Source organism: Streptomyces sp. HUAS TT11 (genome assembly GCF_051553595.1).
Classification (GTDB): Bacteria; Actinomycetota; Actinomycetes; order Streptomycetales; family Streptomycetaceae; genus Streptomyces.
Window position 1 is genome coordinate 369,542 of the sequence record NZ_CP196185.1, and the last position, 20,124, is coordinate 389,665.

Genomic DNA, 20,124 nt, shown 5'->3' on the forward strand with positions numbered 1-20,124 from the left:
GGGTTTTTCCGCCCGATGTGGCCTGGCGTTCTTCCGCCGTACCGGTCTCTTGGGTCCCTGAGCCGCGGGGTGAGGGAAGCTGCCGCGCTGCCCTAACTGGTCAGTCGTTCCCTAATCCTCCCAGTCGCACGCGAAATGGAGCAAATGTGTGCACCCGGATGGCCGTCTGTTTGTCCGTCAGGGGCGAAGGGACTCAAGGGACTCAAGAAATTGGTACCCGGCGCGCGGGGGGAAGGTGCGAGGCTTCAGCGACCGGGGGCCTACACTCTTTGCGACCCCAGTCCCTTCGGTCCCTGAGGTGGCATCATCCACGCCCGTGGCCTGCTGTTTTTCCGTCAGGGACCGTACTGACCGCCCAGACCCTGACGAGGACCGCGTGCCGCGCTCTGGTGAGACTCGCTCGCCCTCCGCCCCTGCGGGGCTGCCCCACGCCGTCGCCCACTGGTGTGCGGCGCAGGGCTGGCCGGTCCACCCCCTGGCCGCGGGCCGTAAGACGCCTGCCGCGAACTGTGCCTCCTGCAAGGGGCAGGCTCACCGGGCTCAGGACTGCCCGTGCCTGTCCGCCGGCAGGCCGTGCCACGGATTCCACGCCGCAACGCTGAACCGAGCGCGTATCGACGCGTGGTGGACGGCCGAGCCCTCGGCGGGTGTCGGGATCGCCTGCGGTCCGGCGGACTTGGTTGTCATCGACGTCGACGCACACCCGGCCCCGGTCCCGGACCGCAACCGGCTGCTGCCTGGCATCCCAATCCACGAGTCGGTCAACCTGGCAGGCCTGGCCTCCGGTTTCGACACTCTGGCCCTGCTCGCAGCACTACGCCGCGAGCCCGACCCGGCCCACGACGAGGCCACCCTGCGCGTGCGCACCCCCTCGGGTGGCCTGCACATCTGGTACCGCAACGCCCGCCCCGAGGAACGGCTGCGCTGCTCCACGGGCTCCAGCCCGAAGGTGGCGCTGGCCTGGCAGGTCGACGTCCGCGCCCACGGCGGCTACATCGTCGCGCCCGGCACCCGCACTAAGGACGGCACCTACCGGGCTGAAGGTCCGGTCCGGCTGCCGGCACCGCTGCCCGACTGGCTGCGCGAGGAACTGGCCCGCACCGGCCACGTCATCGCCCCCAAACGCCCGGCACCGCCCGCCCCGGCCCGCCGGCAGCGCCAGGGCAGGCCGCAGACCGCTGCCCGCGTCCTGGCGCCACTGCTGCAGCACGTGGCCCAGTGCGCGGCCGCCCCTGAGGGAACCGCCTTCACCGAGAAGCTCAACCGGGCCGCCTACACCGCAGGCGGCCTCGTCGCGGCCGGCCACCTCGACCAGGAAGCCGCCCGGGAGCACCTGCTGCTGGCAGCCCACACCGCCCGCCCCTGGCAGAGCACCCGCAACGAACGAGTCATCGACGACGCCCTGAGAGCCGGGGCCGCTCGTCCCTTCCGCCTTGAAGGACTCTCATGAGCAGCGCCGAGGACACGCCGCGGTTTGATCCACACGCCGCCGCTCAGCAGATGCTCGAACTCGACCTCCAGTCCGGCGACACGGAGACTCCCGGCGCACGGCTGCCCGCACAGGCCACTGACACCGCGCCAGTGACGGGCGCCAGCTGGACACCTGCACCCGTCGCACCCCTGCCGCCGTCCCTGAGCGACCGCGGCAACGCGCGCCTGTTCATCCAGCGCTACCGCGACCAGTTCCGGCATGTAGAAGGCCTCGGCTGGTTCGCCTGGGACGGCTACCGCTGGAAGCGCACCGGCGGTGAGAAAGCCGCGCTGTGGGCGGCCGGGGAAATGGCCGAAGACCTCCCCACGACCGATCCCACCGGCCACTACACCAACAAGCAGCTCGCCAAGCACAAGGAGCGAGCCCTCTCCACTACCGGCCAGCAGGCCTTCCTCACCCAGGCCAAGGCTTCCCCCGACCTGTCCGTCGACCCTGACGTCCTCGACGGCGACCCCTACGCCCTGTGCACCCCCGGGGGCGTCGTCGACCTCTACACCGGGCAGCTCCGTAAGCCCGATCCGAACAAGGATTTCCACTCCCGGGCCACCAGCGTTGCCCCGCAAAAGATGGACACCCCCCGCTGGCACAGGTTCCTGGCCGACACCTTCGGCGACGACGACGCCGGCCGGGAAATGATCCGCTTCCTGCACCTGCTGCTCGGCTACTCCATCACCGGCGACGTCGGCGCCCAGGTCCTGCCGTTCCTCCATGGCGAGGGCAAGAACGGCAAGTCGGCCCTCATGGACGTCACCCTGCAGATCCTCGGCGACTACGCCGACGCAGCCCCGCCCGGCTTCCTCATGGACCGAGGCGCCTTCTCCGAGCACTCCACCGAGCTCACCGAACTCCACGGCCGCCGCCTGGTGGTGTGCAGCGAACTGAAGCCTAACGACCGCTTCGACGAGGCTCGCGTCCGGCTCCTGACTGGCGGCGACAAGATCAAGGCCCGCCGGATGCGGCAGGACTACTTCTCATTCACCCCTACCCACCACCTGTGGCTCCTCGGTAACCACCGCCCCGAGGTCGCCGTCGGAGGCTTCGCATTCTGGCGCCGGATCCGTTTGCTGCCGTTCACCCGCACCGTCCCCGCCGAACGCCGCATCGACAACCTTGCCTTCGAACTCGTACGCGACGAAGGCCCCGGCATCCTGCACTGGCTCATCGAGGGCGCCCGCCGCTACCTCGCCACCCGCGACCCCCTCGACGGCCCTGACCAGGTCCGCCTCGCCACCACCGCCTACGCCAGCACCGAAGATCACATCGGACGCTTCCTCGAGGAATGCTGCACCCGCGACGGCGAGACCCCCGACCTGCGCGTGGAACAAGGCCTCCTCTACGAGAAGTACCAAGGCTGGTGCACCACCGGGGAAGGCATCCGCGCCGCCACGACCAGGGCCTTCGCCACCCGCGTCCGCGCCGAACTCGGACTAGCCTCACCCGCCGACATGATCAAGTCCAACGGGCGCAAGTACTACCCCGGCCTCGGCCTTCTGCTGGAGCTGGAGAGCGCATGATTTGCCGCCACCAGCCTCATTCCACGCCACGCGCTCTGCACCCGCACCCGCTACCGCTCTACCATGAACATCCGGCCCCGCGTGCAGCGGCCGCCGGTCCGGGTAGAAACACCTGCAGCACATACACACGCCAGGCCACGCTCCACCACCGGAGCCGGCATACGAAGGAGGGGCAGCAGCCATGAGTTCGCTGTTGACCGAGAGCGACCTCGCCCACGAACGCGACGTGGTCTGGCTGGAGTCCCTCGACGACCTCGACTACGTCCGCCAGGCCCTCGACAAGACCCGACGCCGCAACAACCGTCCCCCCTACGCCCGCGACGGACGCATGGTCGGCTACGCCCTCCTCGGCCAGGAGGCCGAACCCGACCCCGATAGCGGCCTGTACAGACGCCGCGTTTTCTACCTCCTGCCGCACGACCGCGACAGCATTCCTCACGGCCTTTACGCCGAAGGATCGCCTGGCGAAGCCGTCGACCCCCGCACCATCACCGCGGGGAATCCCGGCATCAAAACCCACCGCTCCCAGCGAGGTCCTGCCGCCGCGATAGCACCCGCGGGCATCTAGCCCCACGCCCCCCCCACGACCGTTCCGGCCCGGCGCGGTCAGATGGCGATGCGGGTAATCCATCGGCGAATGGGGCGGTGATGCATGTCTTGCCCGTTGTGGACCGCTGACCAAAGCACATCTGCGACGCGTCCCGACCACGGGTCCTGCCAAGGCGGTGCCCAGCCCCGACCATGGCAGGTCAGCACCTGGCCGACTGCCTCTATAGGACACGCCGATGCTGCGACTCCGGTCAGCGCCCTTGCTTGTCGGGGTCGCCGACTGGACGCCCCACGGGCGCTGAGGGCCGTGCTGGAGCAGGTCGGCCAGCGGCGCTGCGTGGCTCGACACTGGCGGGTCCGGTGCCGTCCAGAACGAATTCGAACACTCCTTCACGGCCCCACACGGCGGCTTCTTGAATGAACGCACATGCCGCCTGCGGCAAGTCCGTCGATAGAAATCAGGACACCGCTGTCAGCGTCAGGATTCATACTGGCGCACTAACGAGTTCGTGCACGGTAGGCAGTGAGACGTCGAGGACGTCTGTGGGGCTCGGGGTTCACATCTGCCGTGTGGATTTGAGCTCCGTAATCTGTTGGTGGGACAGCAGGCCGGCGATGGCTTGGACGGTGTCGCTGATGTGTTCGCGGCGGCCGAGGTGGCGGGCCAGGGCGCGCCAGTTTTTCAGGTGGGCGATGCCGTGCTCGACGCGGATGCGACGTGAGGAGTGCGCTTTGCGCTGTCGTTCGTAGATCTCCTCGTACCAGTCCGGGGCGTTCTTCTTGAACTTGCGGTGCGGTGGTGTCACTACGCGTCCGCCGGTCTGGGCACCGAGACCCTGGTAGCCGGCGTCGGCGAGGATCTCTACGGCGGGGCCGTCGGCCAGGAGCTTGACCAGCCCTAACTGGCGGGCGTGGGTAATGTCCGCGCAGCTTCCGGGCTTGGTTGGGCTGCAGAACAGCACGCGGCCTTCGCTATCCGTGACGATCATGGATTTGACGGCGTTCTGCTTGTTCTTGCCGGAAATGAATTTGTCCCGGTCCTTGCGTCCGGCGGCCGGGCGGCGGACTCGGATCTCGGTGCCGTCGATGATGCCGACCTTCCCGGTCACGCCGAGATGGTCGACGACTTCGGCCAGACTTCGCAGCCGCACGTCGGGGCTGACGGTGCACCCCCGCTCGGCGAGCAGGGGCCGTATCTCGCCAATGGCCCGGGTGATGGTCGAGCGGTCCACGCTGAACCAGCAGGCCAGCACGTCGTGGGTTGTCCCGTGACGGAGATGGACCAGGGTGGCGAGCAGCCGATCGACGAACACCAGCCGGTGCTTTGCGCCAGCGCCCACTGCCCGCTCCCGCTGCCTGGAAGAGAGCCTGGCCTGGTGGCGCTCGTGCCACAACTGGCCTATCTCAGCAACGAGTTCAGCAATCACATCGGCCGTCAGGCCCGTGATCCGCCGGTTGCTGATGATCACTGCACGAGTCGCGTTCTCCACCACACGACCATGATCAACGATCAGGAGACCGACGTCTCACTGCCTACCGTGCACGAACTCGTTAGGCAAGAACAGGAGGTCGTTTTCTGTCCCGGCTTGCACAGGTTGCGCGATGCCAGGACATGGTGTGTTCGACGACCCGGCGGTGCCGGCCCAGCCAGGCGTAGTCTTCCTTGCCGCGGCGGCGATGCGGGGTGTGATGCCCTGCATCGCCCGCCATCGGCGCTGGTGGTCGTAGCCCCTGTCGCCGTGCAGCTTGCATGGTTGGGGACGCCGCGGTCCGCGTGGACTGCGGACGGGTGGAATGCCCTGCACGAAGGGCTGCAAGGCGAGGCTGTCGAGCGTGGTCGCGGCGGAGATAGCCATCGAGATCGGGAGGCCGGACCGGTCGACGAGCAGGTGGATTTTCGATCCGTTCTTGCCGCGGTCGGCCGGGGTTCAGTCCCGTCAGCTGCCCCCTTTGAAGGCGCGGACGTCGGCGGAGTCGATCGCGCGGCGCGACCGGTCCGGTTCACCCCGCGCGCCGAGCTCGTCGAGGATGACCCGGTGTAGCCTGGCCCACACCCGGGCCTTACTTCGTCCTGCTGGACGGAACTCTTGCCGAGTGCGACCGGGTCGGTGACGGACGGGCCGACTACTCCCACAAGCACCGCTGCCACGGGGTGAACGTGCAGGTGGTCACCGATCCAAGCGGTCGGCTGCTGTGGGATCTCACCCGCATTGCCGGGCCGAGCTCACGACCTGACTGCTGCCCGCACCCACCGGATCATCCGCATCTGCGAGCGCCAGGGCGTTCCCATCCTGGCCGACCTCGCCTACCAGGCCGACGGCCCCTGGGTGACCACCGGCATCAGACGCCAGGCCCTCATCGCGACACGGGCACCGGTCGAACGCGGCGTGGCACGCCTGAAGTCCTGGCGAATCTTCCGCAGATCCCGATGCAAAACGGCAAGACGTCAATCGCCAAAGCTATCCTCACCTGGAGCGGCAACGCTGAAGAAGCTCGGCCAACCACCAATGGCACACGCCACCTCGCGAAGGCGCAAGGTCAAAGGCGCCCTACATCGACGGTCCGTCGGGACGGTCTGGGATCTATCCACAGCGCAAACACAGATCGGACTGGACTCAGAACTCGGGCAGCCGGATGGTCATGCCGTACAGACGGGTGATCTGGGTGTCGCTCTGGTTGTCGTCGGTCGCCATGAGGATCTTGAGTCGTCCGTCCGGGAGAGACTCGGTGATGGCCAGGCCCTCGACGTTGCCGAGCAGCGGATTCTCCTGTGGCTGCTTGTTGGTGGCACCGAGCGGCGGGCAGTTTACAAGGTCGACCAGCAAGGTCTTGCCGATGGCCCGCACGCCGTCCTGACCGTGCAGAATCTCGACCTCGGTAACATCGTCCGCGTCACGCGGGTCCGCGAGGTAGAGCCGAACGATGTTGCCGATGCTCTTTTCGAAACCGCGTTCCAGCACCAGCAGCCGTCCGTCCCCGACCGCGGAGATCTCGGAGAGCGACAGCCCTTCGTCGCGCTGATACGCCCACTGCGCACCAATCTCGAACTCCTCATCCAGGGCGTCGCGCTCCCATGTCTGGAAGCGCACGTAGGAGACGTCGTCACCCTTGAGAGAGGCTTCCATGGATGCGACCAGAGTGAGGCTGTCGGGCAGGATAGTGAGCCCCTCGAAGCAGTCGTTGAGCCCAGCCCGCCCGGTCCGGGTCTTCTTCGCGAGCATGAGACGCGCCGGGACCTGGAGCCTGCTGAGGGGCTTGCCCTCCGGGGTATAGCGGCGAATGGCCGGCTCCTCGGACGCGGCCAGGAAGGTGCCGTCGTGGTCGTAGACGATACCCTCGAAGTCGACCGCCTCACCGTCCTCATCAAACACTTCGATAACACGGACGGGCTCGTGTGTGCTCGGGTCCAGATGGAAAAGCACCGAACGGTCCGAAAGGGCAGCTATATAACCTTCGGGAGTAACGGCCAGCCCGGAGAAGTTGCCAACGAACCTTTCCTCAAAGAAAGTCTTATCCAGAGCATCAGAGAACCAATCAATGGTCGCCCAAGCGGAGCAGGCGTTCGTCTCGGACTCGATGGCAGGGGTGCTCACAATAGGCTCCTCATGCATGAGCAGAGCGCGTACATAGCGGAAAATGAACCGCGGAGGCGATCTGCTGCGGGATGACAGATGGACCAAATCGCCGCCTGGTCAGCGGTCTAGACATGGCCTGCTGACACTATGTTCGTCGCGGTCAGCGAATGCACAGACAGTGGCATAGGTCATCGCCCAATGGAAGCTTTTGTCATTTAACTCGCAGACCCTTGCACGATTCTGCTCGCCCTCGGCGCTTGTCCTCTAACCTCTATCTTTCGTGACGGGCCGTCGGGTTCTCCGGTGGCGCAATTCTGCTTGTCGGGTCGGTGACGGGTAGGCCGATGGCCCGGCTGTCGCGTCGGGTTGGCGCCGAGTTCCACGGCTCCGGTGGTGGGTGGTGCTACTCGTTGGGACGGGTGGTTGCTGCTCGTCACCCAGGGTTCGGGAGGGCGTCGAGCCGCTGGATCGCGTTGGTGATGACGTCGGTCCAGGGCCAGTGGCGGGTGAATCGCAGGTGCCGGCGGCGTGCGGTGGTGACCAGCTGGGCCGCGGCGGAGAACAGTCGTAGCCGCAGACGGCGGGGCTCCCAGAGCCTCGGTTTGCCGGTCAGGGCGAGCATGGGCAGCCAGGCCAGCAGGTCGAGCGCGAGCTGGACGATCTCCAGCCAGATGCGGTTCTGAGCTGATTCGTGCAGGGGCAGATTCCGCAGGCCAGCGGCGCGCGCGTTGCGGATGCGGTCCTCTGCCCGGGCTCGCTGGCGGTGCCGCAGTTCGAGTGCGGCGATCGGGGTGTTGGTGGTGTTGGTGGCGAACGCGGTGAGCCGCAGTCCGTCGGCGTCGGTGAGCCGCAACTGCGCGCCGGGGTGCGGGCGTTCCTTGCGGACGATCAGCGTGATGACGCTGGACCTCGTTGTTCTCTGGGCAGTGGCCAGGCTTGGCGTCTGAACCTGTTCTCCTGGATTCCCCTGATGGGGTGGGTCTTCGGCATGTCTTGTGCAGGCGGGCGGGTTGCGTCGTGCGAGGCGCGGAACGGCTGCGTACTGACCACGCAGGCTGGGGGCTCGGTGTCGTGTGTGGTGATGCGGTGAGGCCGCCGACCTGATGGCCTGATGGTCGGCGGCCCCACTCGGAGTGGCTGATCCCGCTCCGTGTCCTGAGAGGTCAGAGGCGTTCGTGGCGTCTGCGGGTCGGCCTGGCCGCAGCGACCGTGAGGCAGCCGGTCAGTACCAGGGTGAGACTGCCTGCGGCCATGCGCCCGGTCTGCAGGGCAGTACCGGTGCCGGGAAGGGAAGCGGCCCGCTTGCCGCCCTTGCCGCCCTTGTGATCCTTGCCGGTCTTGCCGTGCCTGTCGTACTTGTCGGTGATGGAGATGCGGCTGGTGACGCCGGCTCGGACCGTGAGGGTGGTGGGGTTGATGGTTACCCTGGCGAGTCTGACCTCTTTGTTCTCGCCGGTTGAGATTTCGGTGACGGCGCAGCGTGTGCCGGCGGGGACGCCGCTGACGACCGGCTGACGGTATGTGCCGGCTGTGGTTCCGGCGTTGATGACGAACCGCCGGTCGAAACCGCCGCCCGGCACGTCACAGTCGAGCCGGATGACCACCTTTCCTTGCCTCCCGGCGCCCGGCCCCTTGATGGTCTTGTCGATCTCCACGTCACCCGTGGACTGTTCGAAGGTGTCGGCGCTGCTGGGTCTCGCCTGCCACGATGGTGACCGTTGCCGGCTCGATGACGGGATCGCCCACATGGTGGACCTGGTCGTTGTCGCCGCCTCTGGGCTCGGTGATCGTGCACATGCTGCCTGCGGGAATGCCGCTGATCGTTCGGCTGTGGTCGCCGGCCGACGCGCCGGCAGGGAAGGCGACCGTGTGGTGCTGCTCCTGGGAGGTGTTCGGGTCACGGCAGATCACATCGATGGTGATCCGTCCTTGGTGGCCCGCTCCATCGCCGAGGATCCGTTTGGTGATCTGCAGACCGCCCGCGGCGAACCGGTCGAGTACCGCGCCGGCCCGTACCACCAGCTCGGTTTCCCGTGCCAGGATGAGTTTCTGGGCGGTTTCCAGGCCTGGGTTCGTTCCGTCGTAGAGCAGAACGGTCCCTTCCAGCAAGGTGGCCACCCGTTCGAGGACGAAGCCCTGTGGTTCTGCGTCGGAGGTGCTGCGGGCCCACAGGCGTGTGCCGGGCTGCACCACGTCGCCGTCGTGGAGCTGGTTCTCGCCGTCGGGGTCGGTGAAGACCTCGATGCCGGTCACGTGGATCGTTGCGACCTGTCCCACCACCCCCGCCAGTATCCCCGTCGGAGCCAATCTGACCGTCGGTGGTACGCCTATCGCGGTAAGCATCACTGCCGTAACGGGTAACAGCGCGAGCATCACCACAGGGATCATCCCCGGCGCAACTCCGGTCTCAGGCAGGCTCACGCTGATCTGCGCGACCATCAGGTAAACGATCGGCGCCCGCTTCGCCTGCCGGGTCAGGCCCCGCCGCCGACGGCGGGTGATCCCGACGATCCGATGCTTGCGCATCAGCCGCTCGATCTTCTTGGAGTTCACCACCCGCCCGGCCCGCCGCAGGGCGGCGTGGATCCGCGGAGCCCCGTAGGCACCGCGAGATCCGGCGTGAAGCACCCGGATCTCGCCCACCAGCATCTTCTCGGCCCGCTCCCGCACCGTCCGGGCCGGCCGTGACGCTCTGTGCGCGTAGTAGGTGGAACGGGGCACTCCCAGCACACGGCACAGAAACGCAACGCTGTGACCTGCAGGATTAACCTCCGATGCCTTCTCCGCATCGATGAAACGACACCGTGTCACGGTGTCTACCTCATCTTGTCCTGAGCGAAGAAGGCGGTCGCTGAGATGTGAATCCCAAAGTTCCGGGGCAGGGTTCAGTGCCCTCCGGGCTGCCGCGGAGGGCAATGAACGGCATGGAGTTCACAACTCGGGCGGACTGGAGGCGCGTTGGACGGTGACGTCGTAGCCCAGGGCCTCGAGCTGGGCGGTCAGGCGCTTGGCGCGTTGAGCAGGGCTGAAACGGCGGGCTGCCCAGTCCGGGCCCAGGTCCCGGTAGGGGACGCGGTCGTGGCATCGTAAGCGACCGTTGCCGAGCTGCGGCGTCAGTGCCTCCGTCGACGCGATCGCCTCGACGCTGCTGCCCAGCTTCCTGGCCTGGGGGATCGTAATGTGGAAGGGCAACGTCTTTGGCATCGTCGGCCCAGGACCCGTGGTCCTTCGCAACCCTCGCCAGTCCAGCAACCCGGTCCGTCTCCGCGGCGTATGCCTTGGACGCTGGTCCATGGACTGCCGAGACTCGGCAGTCCATGGAGAGGCGGCCAGTTCAGCCACCCGATGACTTCGGGGTGGGGCGAGGACGAGTTCCGCCGGATTCAAGGTGAGTCGGCGGGCGGTGAGAGAGCCGACGCCATATCCACGCGGCAGTCGTCATGACAAAGGCGGCGGCAAGGGCGCGCGAAGTCTGCAGCCAGCGACGAACTTTGCGCAACTGCGTAGGCGCCAACCAGATGGCCGTCCACAGGTATTGAGAATTACTCTGTTTTCGCATCGTGGCCGTGTGGAAGCGGGAGATGCCGGCGAGCACCTCGTTGAACATCCGGGCCATGGCGTGAGCACTGGCGGGAGCGCGATGGTGAGCGCCATCCACGCAGGGGCGTCGCTCATCGCTGTCAGACCGGCGGTGGTCATGGTGAGAACGTCAGGGACACGAGGGGTCGTCATCGGCTGGGCTCCGAAAGGCGAGGCGGCGGGCGAGGACAGGCGGGAGAAAGCACCTGGGGGTGCGTCAGGGCAGCACGGCGATGCCCAACGGCACTGTGTTGGGGGTTGGTGTTAGCGGCGCAAGTCCGCTCGTCGGCCGGGATCGAACCACCGTTGGGAAAGAAGGGAGTCGAAGCCCGTGGCAGTGCAGGATGCGGCCTGCTGCACCGCCGCCTCAGCCCTGCAACCAGCGAGGGCCCGGGCCCTCGCCCACACATGAGTCGTAATGCCGTATCCTATATCTCCCAGTTCCGCCAGACCACGTCAGCGGACTTCATGCCAGCGGCGCCCGGAGCGGAAGACACCAGCCCGGATACGCCGGGCCGGTGGCCAGGCGAGTGCAATCCCAGTCCGGGCGGGCCAGCAGACCTGAGAGCCGACCTGGATCCGGCGCTGGAGCGCGGACGGTCCTACCGCGCGGCATGGAGGCGGATGCGCGGGACGCGGCCCGACGCACAGGGCGCCGGCCCCGCCTCTGCCCAGCAGGACTCCGACGGGTCTTCTGCCTGGGGGAGCCCGGACGTCTGGGCGGACCTGGAAGCCAAGCGGCAGTACCTCGCCGGCCTCCCCGGTGCTCTGTACAAAGGCTCGACACCGGACCCGCAACGTGGAAACACCCCTGCAGGTCAGTGAGGCGGATCAAGGCATGGACGACAGCCCTGCCCCGGCGCCCCGCAGCCCGATCCCGATGAGCGCCTCGCAGCCGAGGCGCCTGCCGCCTCCTACGAGGATTTCTGCGCGCGGGTCGAGGACCTCGAAGCGCTGCAGGCGGCGCAGCGAAGAACCCCGGAGGTACAAGCGACCACGTGCCTGTGTCTTGAGCAGTCGGCCGCCGCCCTCGCCCGACCCTTGCCCGATCGTCCTGAAGCCTCCCGCGCCGACCGCCCAGCGGGAACGACGCTGCACGGCGCGACGCCCACGGCCCCCCTCGCAGGGACCCCGCCCGTAAGGTGAGGACCTGCGGCGATGCTGAAGAAGGCGACCAGCGCGGGGCGGCGGCGAGCTGGAACGGGCACGGACCGCGTTGTCAGCGCCGCGTCGTAGGGTGTCGCGCAAGGCCGCACGCTCGTCACCCTCACCGCCCCGACCCCAACAGAGAGAGCAGAACCAGCCGTGTTCCAGGAAACACCCATTTTCAGCCGACTCGTCGCCGAGCGCGGAGATATCCCCGCCCAGGTACGCGGAGAAGCCGAACGCATATCCCGCGACCTGGCCCGAGTACTGCCCCAGGCGCCCGCACTCCACCTGGGCACAGCGCAGAACACTGGCCGACCGACGGCCCCTCCCGTCTCCGCGTAGGCCCGGGAGCAGCGCGGGGGCCGCTCGTCCGCTGGCCGGCGCGGGCCGTTCAGATGCGCCAGGAGCGGAGTGTGTCTGTGATGTCGTAGATCTTCAGCCGGCTCTCACGGGCTTTTCTGACCAGGTCGGACAGCGCTCCGTAGGGCGAGTCGATGCCTTCCCCGGACTGGTCCAGGTACTGGCTGGTGACGAAGGCGGCGAAGAGGCTGTTGCGGTGGGGGAGCGGTTCGAGCTGCACGATGGTGTGCAGGAGTGCGGCCGCGCGCCATGCGGAGGCCGCCGAGCAGGCCCTTGCCGACTTCGCCGCAGGCGAGTTGGGCCAGAGGTATCCCGCGATCGTGCGGACCTGGGAAGTCGGCTTCATACTGCCTGTCCTGTCTTGCAGTTGGTGTTCGCTCGTCGCTTGAGGTGGGAGGAAGTTGCCACGCGCTGTTTCCAGTACGCCTCGACGTCGTTGTCCCCGGTGATGCACCAGCGGCGGTGTCGTGCCTGGCGGGCGGTCATTTCGCCGCTGCGGATCCATGGGTAGATCGCGGCTTCGTGGATGCCGAGGATCCGAGCAGCCTCGGGCACGGTGATCTCGCCTGGTTCGGTTGGGTTGTTGCGCCGGGAGCCGATCGCGTGCTGGGCCCGGATGTGACGGATGGAGTTCACGGTGAAGGGGCGGCAGTTGCCGGTGGTGAATCCGAGGCTGTTGAGGTGTTCGGCGATCTCGGCGTCGCTGCAGACATCCAACAGTTCGCGGACGATATCGACGGCTCGGGTGGGGTTGCGGTTGGTACGCCGGTCGCAGGTGATCTCGTCGACGGCGCCGGTGTGCCAGCGCACCCCGATGTGAGCACGGGCGTCATCGACATGCCGCACGCCGTTCAGCAAGCCGTGATCAAGGGCGGCTCCAACGACGGCCAGGCCAGCAGCTTCACCTACGACGAGGCCGGCAACACCAAAAAGCGGACCATCGGCGCCCGTACCCAGGACCTGACCTGGGACACCGAAGGTCACCTTGCCACCCTTACCGAGGCAGGCAAGACCACCAGCTACCTCTACGACGCCGACGGCAACCGGCTGATCGCCAAGAACGGCGATGGCTCCAGCACCCTCACCCTCCCGGGCGGAAACGAACTGCACGTTGCCGCTGGAGGTACGAAGACCGGCACCCGCTACTACACCCACAACGGGGAAACCGTCGGCGTGCGGCAGGGCACGAATATCTCCTACCTGCTTACCGACGACCAGGGCACCGCCATGACAGCCATGCGACCGCCACCCTGGCCATCACCCGCCGCAAGCAACCTCCCTTCGGTGGACTCCGCTCCGAACAATCCACCGCCTTCGGCACCCGCGGCTTCGTCGGCGGCACCAACGACCCCACGGGACTGACTCACCTCGGCGCCCGCGAGTATGACCCCACACTCGGCCGCTTCCTCTCCGTCGATCCTGTCATTGACCACGACGACCCGGCCCAGATGAATGCCTACAGCTACGCCCACAACAGCCCGCTCACCAAATCTGACCCAGACGGCCTACGCCCCGACGGCCCCGCTGGCGGAGCGACCTACAACGACGACCGATGGGCCGACGACCGCGGAATGACCGCTGGCTACACCAAAAAGAACGGAAAATGGGTCTGGAAGCAAACCCCCAAGAAAGACAAGGAGTCCCAGAAACGCTACCGCGCCTACCGCGCCAACCCCAGCACGTACAAGGTCTTCTACCACTACAATGCCAAGGCGGTAGCAGACGTCAAGAGGAAAGCCGCGGACGAACAGCGCGAGAAAGACGGCATCCTGGGTAACCTCATGAAGGGCAACTTTGGTCCCGCCTGGGACAACACCAAACAATGGACCAGCAACCACTGGGACGAAATAAAACTCGGAATCACCATCGGTGGATTTGTCGCCTGCCTCGTAGTCTCGGCAGGAGGGTGCAATAGCCGTGGGCGTGATAGGAGCTCCAGACGCAGCCCCCACAGTCTCTCCCGCTCCCAGAACGCCTCCTGCTCCCACCACCCGCACACCACCGCCCGCGCCAACGCGAACACCTGCCCCGGCTCCGGTGCCCCTGCCGACCGGTGTGCCAGCAGGGCCCAGCGCCGCTGCGCCCGGGCCAGCTCGGGCATCAGGGCGCCGATGTCGACGCACGGCCACGGGTGTCCCTCGCCGGCATCCAGAAGCCACCGGCCATGCTGTGCGCACACCCGCCGCCACCGCGGCCGGTACACCCACGCCCGCTGCCCGTCCCCGCCACGCCGGGCGGTGCAGAGCGGGCAGCCGAACACAACCGGCCCCCACTCCATGAATCCCATCCGCCACTGCGCCCACGCCTGCCCGCTCCCGTCGCGGCCGGCCAGCGCAGCCGGGCCGGCCGTCCAGGACGGCTGCGCCCGCGCCAGACACGCGGTCGGCACGCCACACCAGGCGGCCACCATCTCCTGGGCGGCCGGGTTGAGGAGGACTTCCTTGTCCGGGCGGCCGCTGCGGCGCCCGGCCCCGGAACTCGCCCACCGCCACCACGGCAGGAGATCGACTGCCTCCATCCCGTAGGCCGCGGCAACGCGGTGCAGAAACGACCACGTCGTCTCACCCGGCACGGGCACCACACGCAGCACCGACCGCACAGCCCCTCCTCCCACCCGGTGAAACCCCCGTGCCCGCCCTACGGGCGGACTTGCGGCCAGCCTGCTGCGACAGGCCAGCGCGCGAAAGCTCCTACGGCTGCCATCGCTCCTGTGGGTGAACTCCCGCCGACCCCAGGTTCTGAGGCGGCCGCTGGGGGAGTGGGATGTGGAGGACCGCAAGCCCCCCCGCGCGCCCCCGTAGACAGTCGGCCGCCGGTCGCACCGTCGTCACAACCGGCCATTCCGAGCCCGTAAAGTGATCCGCAATCTCCACGGGATCGGAAAAGACGATGCCTGAGCGGAACAAGCACTTCGGCCTCTACGGGGCCCGCGGCATCAAGGGCCATGAGGCCGTTGCCCGTCAACTGGATGCCCTCGCGGGCTACATCGCCACGCCCGTCACCGCTCGCCGTGGCCTGCTGGCCCGCTTGCACTACCTCACCCGCACCGACCACGCCCGTGCCGCCGCGCGCCAGGCTGGCCTGGCCGTTACCGATCGCACCCTGAAGGCCTGGCTGGAGGGCAAGCGGTCGCCCTCGAGGCAGAATCTTCAGCGGATCGAGCAGGCGTACCGCACGGTGCGGCGGGAGAACGTCGCCCGCTACCTTCTGGCCCGCCTGAACCGTGAGGGCCGTGGCACCCGGGTGGAGATCCATCCGCTCAACCAGTCGCACGTCGTGCGGCCCCGCCAGCGCGTGGTGGAGTTCCGCACGCTCAACATCCGCCGCTGGGACCGTATCGTTCAGGCGTGGGTGTCCGGCGATGACCGCGGCCTGGACGACGCGTGGGTGGACCAGATCGTCGATCTGGGTTCGCAGTGGGGGCAGTACGAGTACGTAACCAACGTCGGCTTCGCCGCCTGATACACATCCGCGCCATCGGCGGCGACTGCTTGACGGCGAGCCCGGCAGGCAGCGGCACGCGCCGGTCGGGTCGTGGCGTGTCCCGTCGATCGGGGATCGCTGCAGCAGGAGTGTGACGCGGACGACGCTGCGGCGTTCCAAGTCTGCCTTGGCTCCCGGGGAAGCCTGCCGTCTCCGGGAGGGTTCAGTGCCGGCGTGACGAGTGGTTAATGACGACGGCCACGGCGGGCAGGTGAGCCCTCTCGCGATGTGGTTGTCCCGGTGGGGGTGAGGCGTGAGCTGCTTTGGGTCAGTCCTCTGATTGTGTAGAGCGGGGTGGGTCGGGCTTGGTTGTGGTCTCGGCGTGCGGGAGGCGGCCGTCCCTCGGCTCGGGCGCTGATGGTTTGTGGGCGAGGTGTTCCCGAAGTGTCCCGTGCCGGAATTCATAGGCCGAGCCGGCCTGGCGCAGCACGTTGAGCCGGTGGGCGTCCTCAAGAAAGGCCATGAAGCGCCAGGGGACTTTTCCTCGCAGGGCGAGCCCGCAGTGGGCAACGACGTATCGGCCCCAGGGCGACCGGGACAGGATCCACAGCACGGCCGTCACGATCACGAGTATGCCGATGCCGAGGCTGCCTGGGGGTAGTCGGAAGTAGGGAAGGGTGACGAAAGAGTACAGGACGGTGCCTGCCACTGTGAGGCCGACAGCCTGCAGCATGGTGGTCCCCAGCGCCCGTCTGCGGGCTGCTGCGAGGGAGGAACGGGGTGTGGGAAAGGCGTCGCTGGCGGGCGCCGAGGACAGGAGCCCGTATATGAACACGACAAACGCGGCTATCAGGACGGCACCAGTCAGAAGAGGGATTTTGTCTGCGAACTCGCGCCAGTTCAGGATGTAGTTCGAGACGTCCTCAGGTTTGACCTCAACGGTGCTGGTGGAGCCGCCGCCTCCGCCCGGCGGACCCCCGAGGTTGACGAACACCAGCGGGCAGGTATCACGGCCGCGGGCCTGGGCCAGCCGTCTGCATTCCTCGGCGGTGGGTACCTGTCCGTTACCGATCTGCATGAGGATCCAGCACAACGCGATCAGAGCGCCCGTTGCTGATAACGCGATCGTCACGTGTTTGCCGAACACGGTAACCAGCATGCGGGCCCGCCTCAGCCGTCCGGGAATGCGTTCGATGCCCCGCCACATCTGCGAAGGGGGCGCGGGAGATTCGGAGAACGACTGAGTGAAGAGGACAGCGACGCATGCTGTTGCCACGGCCAGGATCAGGAGCGGACGGCTGAAGTGCTCCCTCATGGGCCAGGCCGCGGCGGCCGCAGCGACGAACCAGAGCGCTCCCGCCACGGCTCCGAGGAGTCCTTGGCGCAGGGGACTGGCCAGCACGGACTCGGACAGTTGCCACCACTTCAACTGGCCGCCGCCTGTGCGCCGCGCCAGCTGGTTAAGCCACCGTTCGGCCAAGGGCTGGGGCCAGGAGTGACGCGGCTGTCGCGGCCGCCGGATGCCGGCCGCCGGACGGGGTGTGAAGGCGGCTAGGACGAGGTCGTCCAGCAACCTTTCTTCAACCGCTGTCGCGTCGGGGAACTCGCTCTCGGCCAGGAGTTCCTCGGGGTTTCTGCCTGGGAGCTCGAAGTGTGTGCGCAGCAGGGCCACCAGCAGCGGACTGCCTACGACACGCGCCATACCCGAGCGCTTGGCCAGGGCGGGCAGCACCGTGTCCCACGGGCTGTCTCCGTCCTCGGGGCGCAGATACTGCGTAGCGTCCTTGAGCGGCACGGGAAGTAGGGACACGACCGAAGCTCTGGTCACCGAGGCGCCGTCGTCCACAGAGGCTTTGAACTCCGAGTGCAGGCAGGTGAGAACCAGTGGGTCACGGCTGTCATAGGCTTCGCCGATCCTTCGAAGAGCCAGTGACCGCTTGCTCTCTGCGATCTCCTCGAGCCCGTCGAGTACCGGCAGCAGATGGCGTCCTTCGGCCAGTTGGCGGGCGGTCACGTTGCCGGTGAGGGCCCCGGGGTAGTCCTCGGTGATCCGGCGGGCGACCCAACTGCGCAACTCCTCGGCTTCCGGGTCCCAGGATGACAGGGAGAGCAGGATCGGGACGGGTGTGCCTGGGCGCGAGTCCTTCAGAAGTGCTTCGACGAGCAGCATGGCGCAAGTGGCCTTGCCGGACCCTCTCGGGCCGGTGACCACCAGGCGCTCGCCCGGCGACGCGCTCAGGAGTTCAGCACATGTAGTGACCGTGCCGGTTCGTCCGGACAGGGGGCCGGATGTGACGGCCAGGGGGACGGGCAGCGGCGCCGGACGGTACAGGTCGCGTGCGCGGATCTCGGCGTGCCACTGATTGCGCACCGCCTGGGCCAGCGCATGCAGGGACACAGCAAGCGGACCGGCGTCGTCCCTCTCGGTGAGGGCAGCGCCGTGGGCAGCCGGCTCCTTGCCGCGAGCCGGGCGTGAGCGCTGCGGCTGAGCATCGTCGAGCAGCGTTCTCCAGCGGCCCTCGTCGCATGCCTCGTCCGCCAGCGTGCTCCACACGCGGACCACAGCGATCAGCTGTTCACTGCTGGCCGGATCGGGGGTTTTTGCTGCGTTCCAGTCGTTATGGAGCCATTCACCGATGCGCCTGTCCAAAGAGGAGTCCCTGCCGTCGGCGGCACGGGCCACCTCCCGCCGCGAGCAAGGACGACCGTTCCGCTTCCGCGTTACGGCCATGGCCCTCTTCTCCAGTGCCCGCAGCGCGTCGTAAAGCTCGCGAGCTTGCGTCGACTTCGACATCTCACCCCTCAGCAGCGCCCGAGCCTGCCCGCACCGGGCACAGCGGGCAGACGGCTGACCAGGAGCGTAAGAGAAGTTTGCCCGCAGCGCCCGGCCTTTCAGACACCGCATGTGCCCGCCGTGCACGGTCTACGTACTCGGCCACTGGGGTCGTAGATCACCTTCGAGGGGGCAACATGGGAAAGAACAAGCCCGCCGTCCGTCAACTGGGGCGAGCCGCACTCTTCAGCCTGGTACGAGGTGCTTGCTGGGCATCAGGCTCCGGACTCGTCGCTGCCGGCATCACATGGTGGCTGCAGCACTGAGGGCCGTGGGTCCGGCGAAGGCCGGGCCCACGCCCGCTGCACGCGTCTCAAGCGGCCTTGGTAAACCGACTGTCGCGACGGCGGAACGTCATGTAATTCCCCACCCACGGCGCGAACGTGGGGATCACGGCTCGGGGATCTGAGGGGCCCTGCGCTTCTCGGACAGCGGTGTTGAGGGTTCTCCTTATGCCGCTGCCTGCAACTCCTCGTACTCGGCGTGGACTTCTGCGGGAGTCTTGTAGCCGAGTACGGAGTGGAGGCGTTTTCGATTGTAGAACATCTCGATGTAGCGGGCGATCGCCCGGTGGGCATGTGCGCGTGTTGGGAACGCAGTTCGGTGCACGAGTTCGTTCTTGAGGGCGCCGAAAAATGACTCAGCCATCGCATTGTCCCAACAGACACCGGTGCGGCCGACCGACGCCCGCAGGCCCAACGAGCTGAGCTTGCAACGAAGTTCCCGAGACGTGTATTGACTGCCGCGATCGGAATGGAATATGCAGCCTTCGGCGAGGTCGATGTTCCGGGCCGCCATATCGAGTGCATCCGATATGAGAGAGGTCTTCATGTGGTCGGCCATCGCCCAGCCGACTACAGCTTTGGTGTGGCAGTCGATGACGGTCGCGAGATACAGGAACCCGGCCCAGGTGTGAACGTAGGTGATATCGCTGACCAGTTTGCGCCCGGGAGCGTCAGCGGTGAAGTCACGGGCCAGCAGGTCGGGCGTGGCCGGCGCCGCATCATCGGCGATCGTGGTCGCCCGCCAGGGCCGCGGCTGGCATGTCACCAGGCCGAGCTCGCGCATCAGCGCGCGGACCAGTTCTGCTCCGGCCTGCACGTTCATCCGCTGGAGCGCGGCGTGGACACGCCGGTAGCCGTAGGTCTCCTGCGAGTCGGAGAAGACCTGGAGAATGACGGCCCTCAGTTCCGCACGGCGCTTCGCGGTGGCCGACAATGGCCTCGATCTCCAGTGGTAGAAGCCCGACGTGGATACTCCTGCCCAGGTGCACATTTGCTGCACGGGAAAGTTGTCGGCCTCGCCGTCGATGAACTCGTACTTCTCCGTCACCGGTATTCCTGGGCGAAGAAGGCCGCCGCTTTTCCCAGGAACTCGGTCTTCATGCGGAGTTCCCGGTTCTCGCGTTCCAGCTCGCGCAGGCGGGCGCGTTCGCTGATGTTCAGGGGAGGCTCCTCCCCGGCGTGCTCTTGCCGGTACCGGCTGACCCAGGTGCCCAGCGTTCCCTCGTTCACTTGTATCTCGCGGGCGACCTCGGCGATCGGGCGGGACTCCACAACCACCATCTTGACCGCCTCGTCCCGAAACTCAGGACTGAACTTCCTACGCTTCTGTGCCACGTGCTCTCTCCGCCGTTCCGGACTTCGATCC

Annotated in this window: 16 protein-coding genes and 3 pseudogenes; 7 read left to right on the forward strand and 12 right to left on the reverse strand. The window is 67.3% G+C overall.

The annotated features are described in order from the left end of the window. Positions 1-376 precede the first annotated feature (376 nt). From ACSHXN_RS45420 to ACSHXN_RS45430, 3 genes are all read left to right on the forward strand, one after another. Positions 377-1,450: a bifunctional DNA primase/polymerase gene (locus ACSHXN_RS45420; RefSeq protein WP_438306783.1), complete on the forward strand. Its 1,074-nt coding sequence runs from the start codon at positions 377-379 to the stop codon at positions 1,448-1,450. Further along, the gene (locus tag ACSHXN_RS45425; RefSeq protein ID WP_438306784.1) at positions 1,447-3,006 is read left to right on the forward strand and encodes a DNA primase family protein; all 1,560 of its coding nucleotides are present in this window, start codon (positions 1,447-1,449) and stop codon (positions 3,004-3,006) included. The genes ACSHXN_RS45420 and ACSHXN_RS45425 overlap by 4 nt, the downstream gene beginning before the upstream one ends. Positions 3,007-3,187: 181 nt before the next feature. Then, positions 3,188-3,574 (forward strand): DUF6009 family protein, encoded by a 387-nt coding sequence (locus ACSHXN_RS45430; RefSeq protein WP_438306785.1) that lies wholly within the window; start codon positions 3,188-3,190, stop codon positions 3,572-3,574. A gap of 538 nt (positions 3,575-4,112) precedes the next feature. Here ACSHXN_RS45430 and ACSHXN_RS45435 read toward each other — a convergent pair. Both ACSHXN_RS45435 and ACSHXN_RS45440 read right to left on the reverse strand, forming a co-directional pair. Continuing rightward, positions 4,113-5,048, reverse strand: coding sequence for a transposase family protein (locus tag ACSHXN_RS45435; protein WP_438306787.1), 936 nt, complete (start codon positions 5,046-5,048; stop codon positions 4,113-4,115). A gap of 112 nt (positions 5,049-5,160) precedes the next feature. Further along, a pseudogene (locus tag ACSHXN_RS45440) lies at positions 5,161-5,621 on the reverse strand (transposase); the annotation flags it as partial. Between ACSHXN_RS45440 and ACSHXN_RS45445 the strand changes: the two are divergent. Continuing rightward, positions 5,615-6,042, forward strand: a pseudogene (locus ACSHXN_RS45445) (transposase family protein); the annotation flags it as partial. The pseudogenes ACSHXN_RS45440 and ACSHXN_RS45445 sit on opposite strands and share 7 nt — an antisense overlap. A 128-nt stretch (positions 6,043-6,170) precedes the next feature. Here the strand turns inward: ACSHXN_RS45445 and ACSHXN_RS45450 are convergent. From ACSHXN_RS45450 to ACSHXN_RS45485, 8 genes and pseudogenes are all read right to left on the reverse strand, one after another. Then, on the reverse strand, positions 6,171-7,148 hold the full coding sequence (locus ACSHXN_RS45450) for an esterase-like activity of phytase family protein (protein ID WP_438306789.1): 978 nt from the start codon (positions 7,146-7,148) through the stop codon (positions 6,171-6,173). A gap of 415 nt (positions 7,149-7,563) precedes the next feature. Continuing rightward, a pseudogene (locus tag ACSHXN_RS45455) lies at positions 7,564-8,022 on the reverse strand (transposase); the annotation flags it as partial. Between the two features lie 271 nt (positions 8,023-8,293). Then, positions 8,294-8,785 carry a DUF5979 domain-containing protein gene (locus tag ACSHXN_RS45460; RefSeq protein WP_438306790.1) on the reverse strand — a complete coding sequence of 164 codons (492 nt, stop codon included), beginning with the start codon at positions 8,783-8,785 and terminating at the stop codon, positions 8,294-8,296. Position 8,786: 1 nt separating this feature from the next. Next, positions 8,787-9,860, reverse strand: a complete 1,074-nt coding sequence (locus ACSHXN_RS45465) for an IS3 family transposase (RefSeq protein WP_438306792.1) — start codon at positions 9,858-9,860, stop codon at positions 8,787-8,789. 201 nt (positions 9,861-10,061) lie between these two features. Continuing rightward, complete coding sequence (locus tag ACSHXN_RS45470; RefSeq protein WP_438306794.1) at positions 10,062-10,322, reverse strand: hypothetical protein; 261 nt, start codon at positions 10,320-10,322, stop codon at positions 10,062-10,064. A gap of 1,218 nt (positions 10,323-11,540) precedes the next feature. Continuing rightward, on the reverse strand, positions 11,541-11,807 hold the full coding sequence (locus ACSHXN_RS45475; protein ID WP_438306796.1) for a hypothetical protein: 267 nt from the start codon (positions 11,805-11,807) through the stop codon (positions 11,541-11,543). Between the two features lie 442 nt (positions 11,808-12,249). After that, entirely contained in the window at positions 12,250-12,564 is a 315-nt protein-coding gene (locus ACSHXN_RS45480; protein WP_438306797.1) for a hypothetical protein, read from the reverse strand. After that, entirely contained in the window at positions 12,561-13,076 is a 516-nt protein-coding gene (locus ACSHXN_RS45485; protein ID WP_438306799.1) for a helix-turn-helix domain-containing protein, read from the reverse strand. Before ACSHXN_RS45485 ends, ACSHXN_RS45480 begins: the two co-directional genes overlap by 4 nt. A 3-nt stretch (positions 13,077-13,079) precedes the next feature. On the opposite strand from ACSHXN_RS45485, the gene ACSHXN_RS45490 reads away from it, so the two are divergent. The 3 genes from ACSHXN_RS45490 to ACSHXN_RS45500 all read left to right on the forward strand — a co-directional run bounded on the left by ACSHXN_RS45490 (position 13,080) and on the right by ACSHXN_RS45500 (position 15,680). Further along, positions 13,080-13,580 (forward strand): hypothetical protein, encoded by a 501-nt coding sequence (locus ACSHXN_RS45490; protein WP_438306801.1) that lies wholly within the window; start codon positions 13,080-13,082, stop codon positions 13,578-13,580. After that, positions 13,475-14,743 carry an RHS repeat-associated core domain-containing protein gene (locus ACSHXN_RS45495; RefSeq protein WP_438306898.1) on the forward strand — a complete coding sequence of 423 codons (1,269 nt, stop codon included), beginning with the start codon at positions 13,475-13,477 and terminating at the stop codon, positions 14,741-14,743. The genes ACSHXN_RS45490 and ACSHXN_RS45495 overlap by 106 nt, the downstream gene beginning before the upstream one ends. Before the next feature lie 364 nt (positions 14,744-15,107). Beyond that, on the forward strand, positions 15,108-15,680 hold the full coding sequence (locus tag ACSHXN_RS45500; protein WP_438306803.1) for a transcriptional regulator: 573 nt from the start codon (positions 15,108-15,110) through the stop codon (positions 15,678-15,680). Between the two features lie 289 nt (positions 15,681-15,969). Here ACSHXN_RS45500 and ACSHXN_RS45505 read toward each other — a convergent pair whose 3' ends face one another. Both ACSHXN_RS45505 and ACSHXN_RS45510 read right to left on the reverse strand, forming a co-directional pair. Beyond that, on the reverse strand, positions 15,970-18,291 hold the full coding sequence (locus ACSHXN_RS45505) for a hypothetical protein (RefSeq protein WP_438306804.1): 2,322 nt from the start codon (positions 18,289-18,291) through the stop codon (positions 15,970-15,972). 633 nt (positions 18,292-18,924) lie between these two features. Then, positions 18,925-20,093, reverse strand: a protein-coding gene (locus ACSHXN_RS45510) for an IS3 family transposase (protein ID WP_438306805.1) whose coding sequence is annotated in 2 segments (ribosomal slippage) — positions 18,925-19,841 and positions 19,841-20,093 — 1,170 coding nt in all. Because the reading frame shifts where the segments join, the coding sequence is not laid out codon by codon here. Positions 20,094-20,124 lie beyond the last annotated feature (31 nt).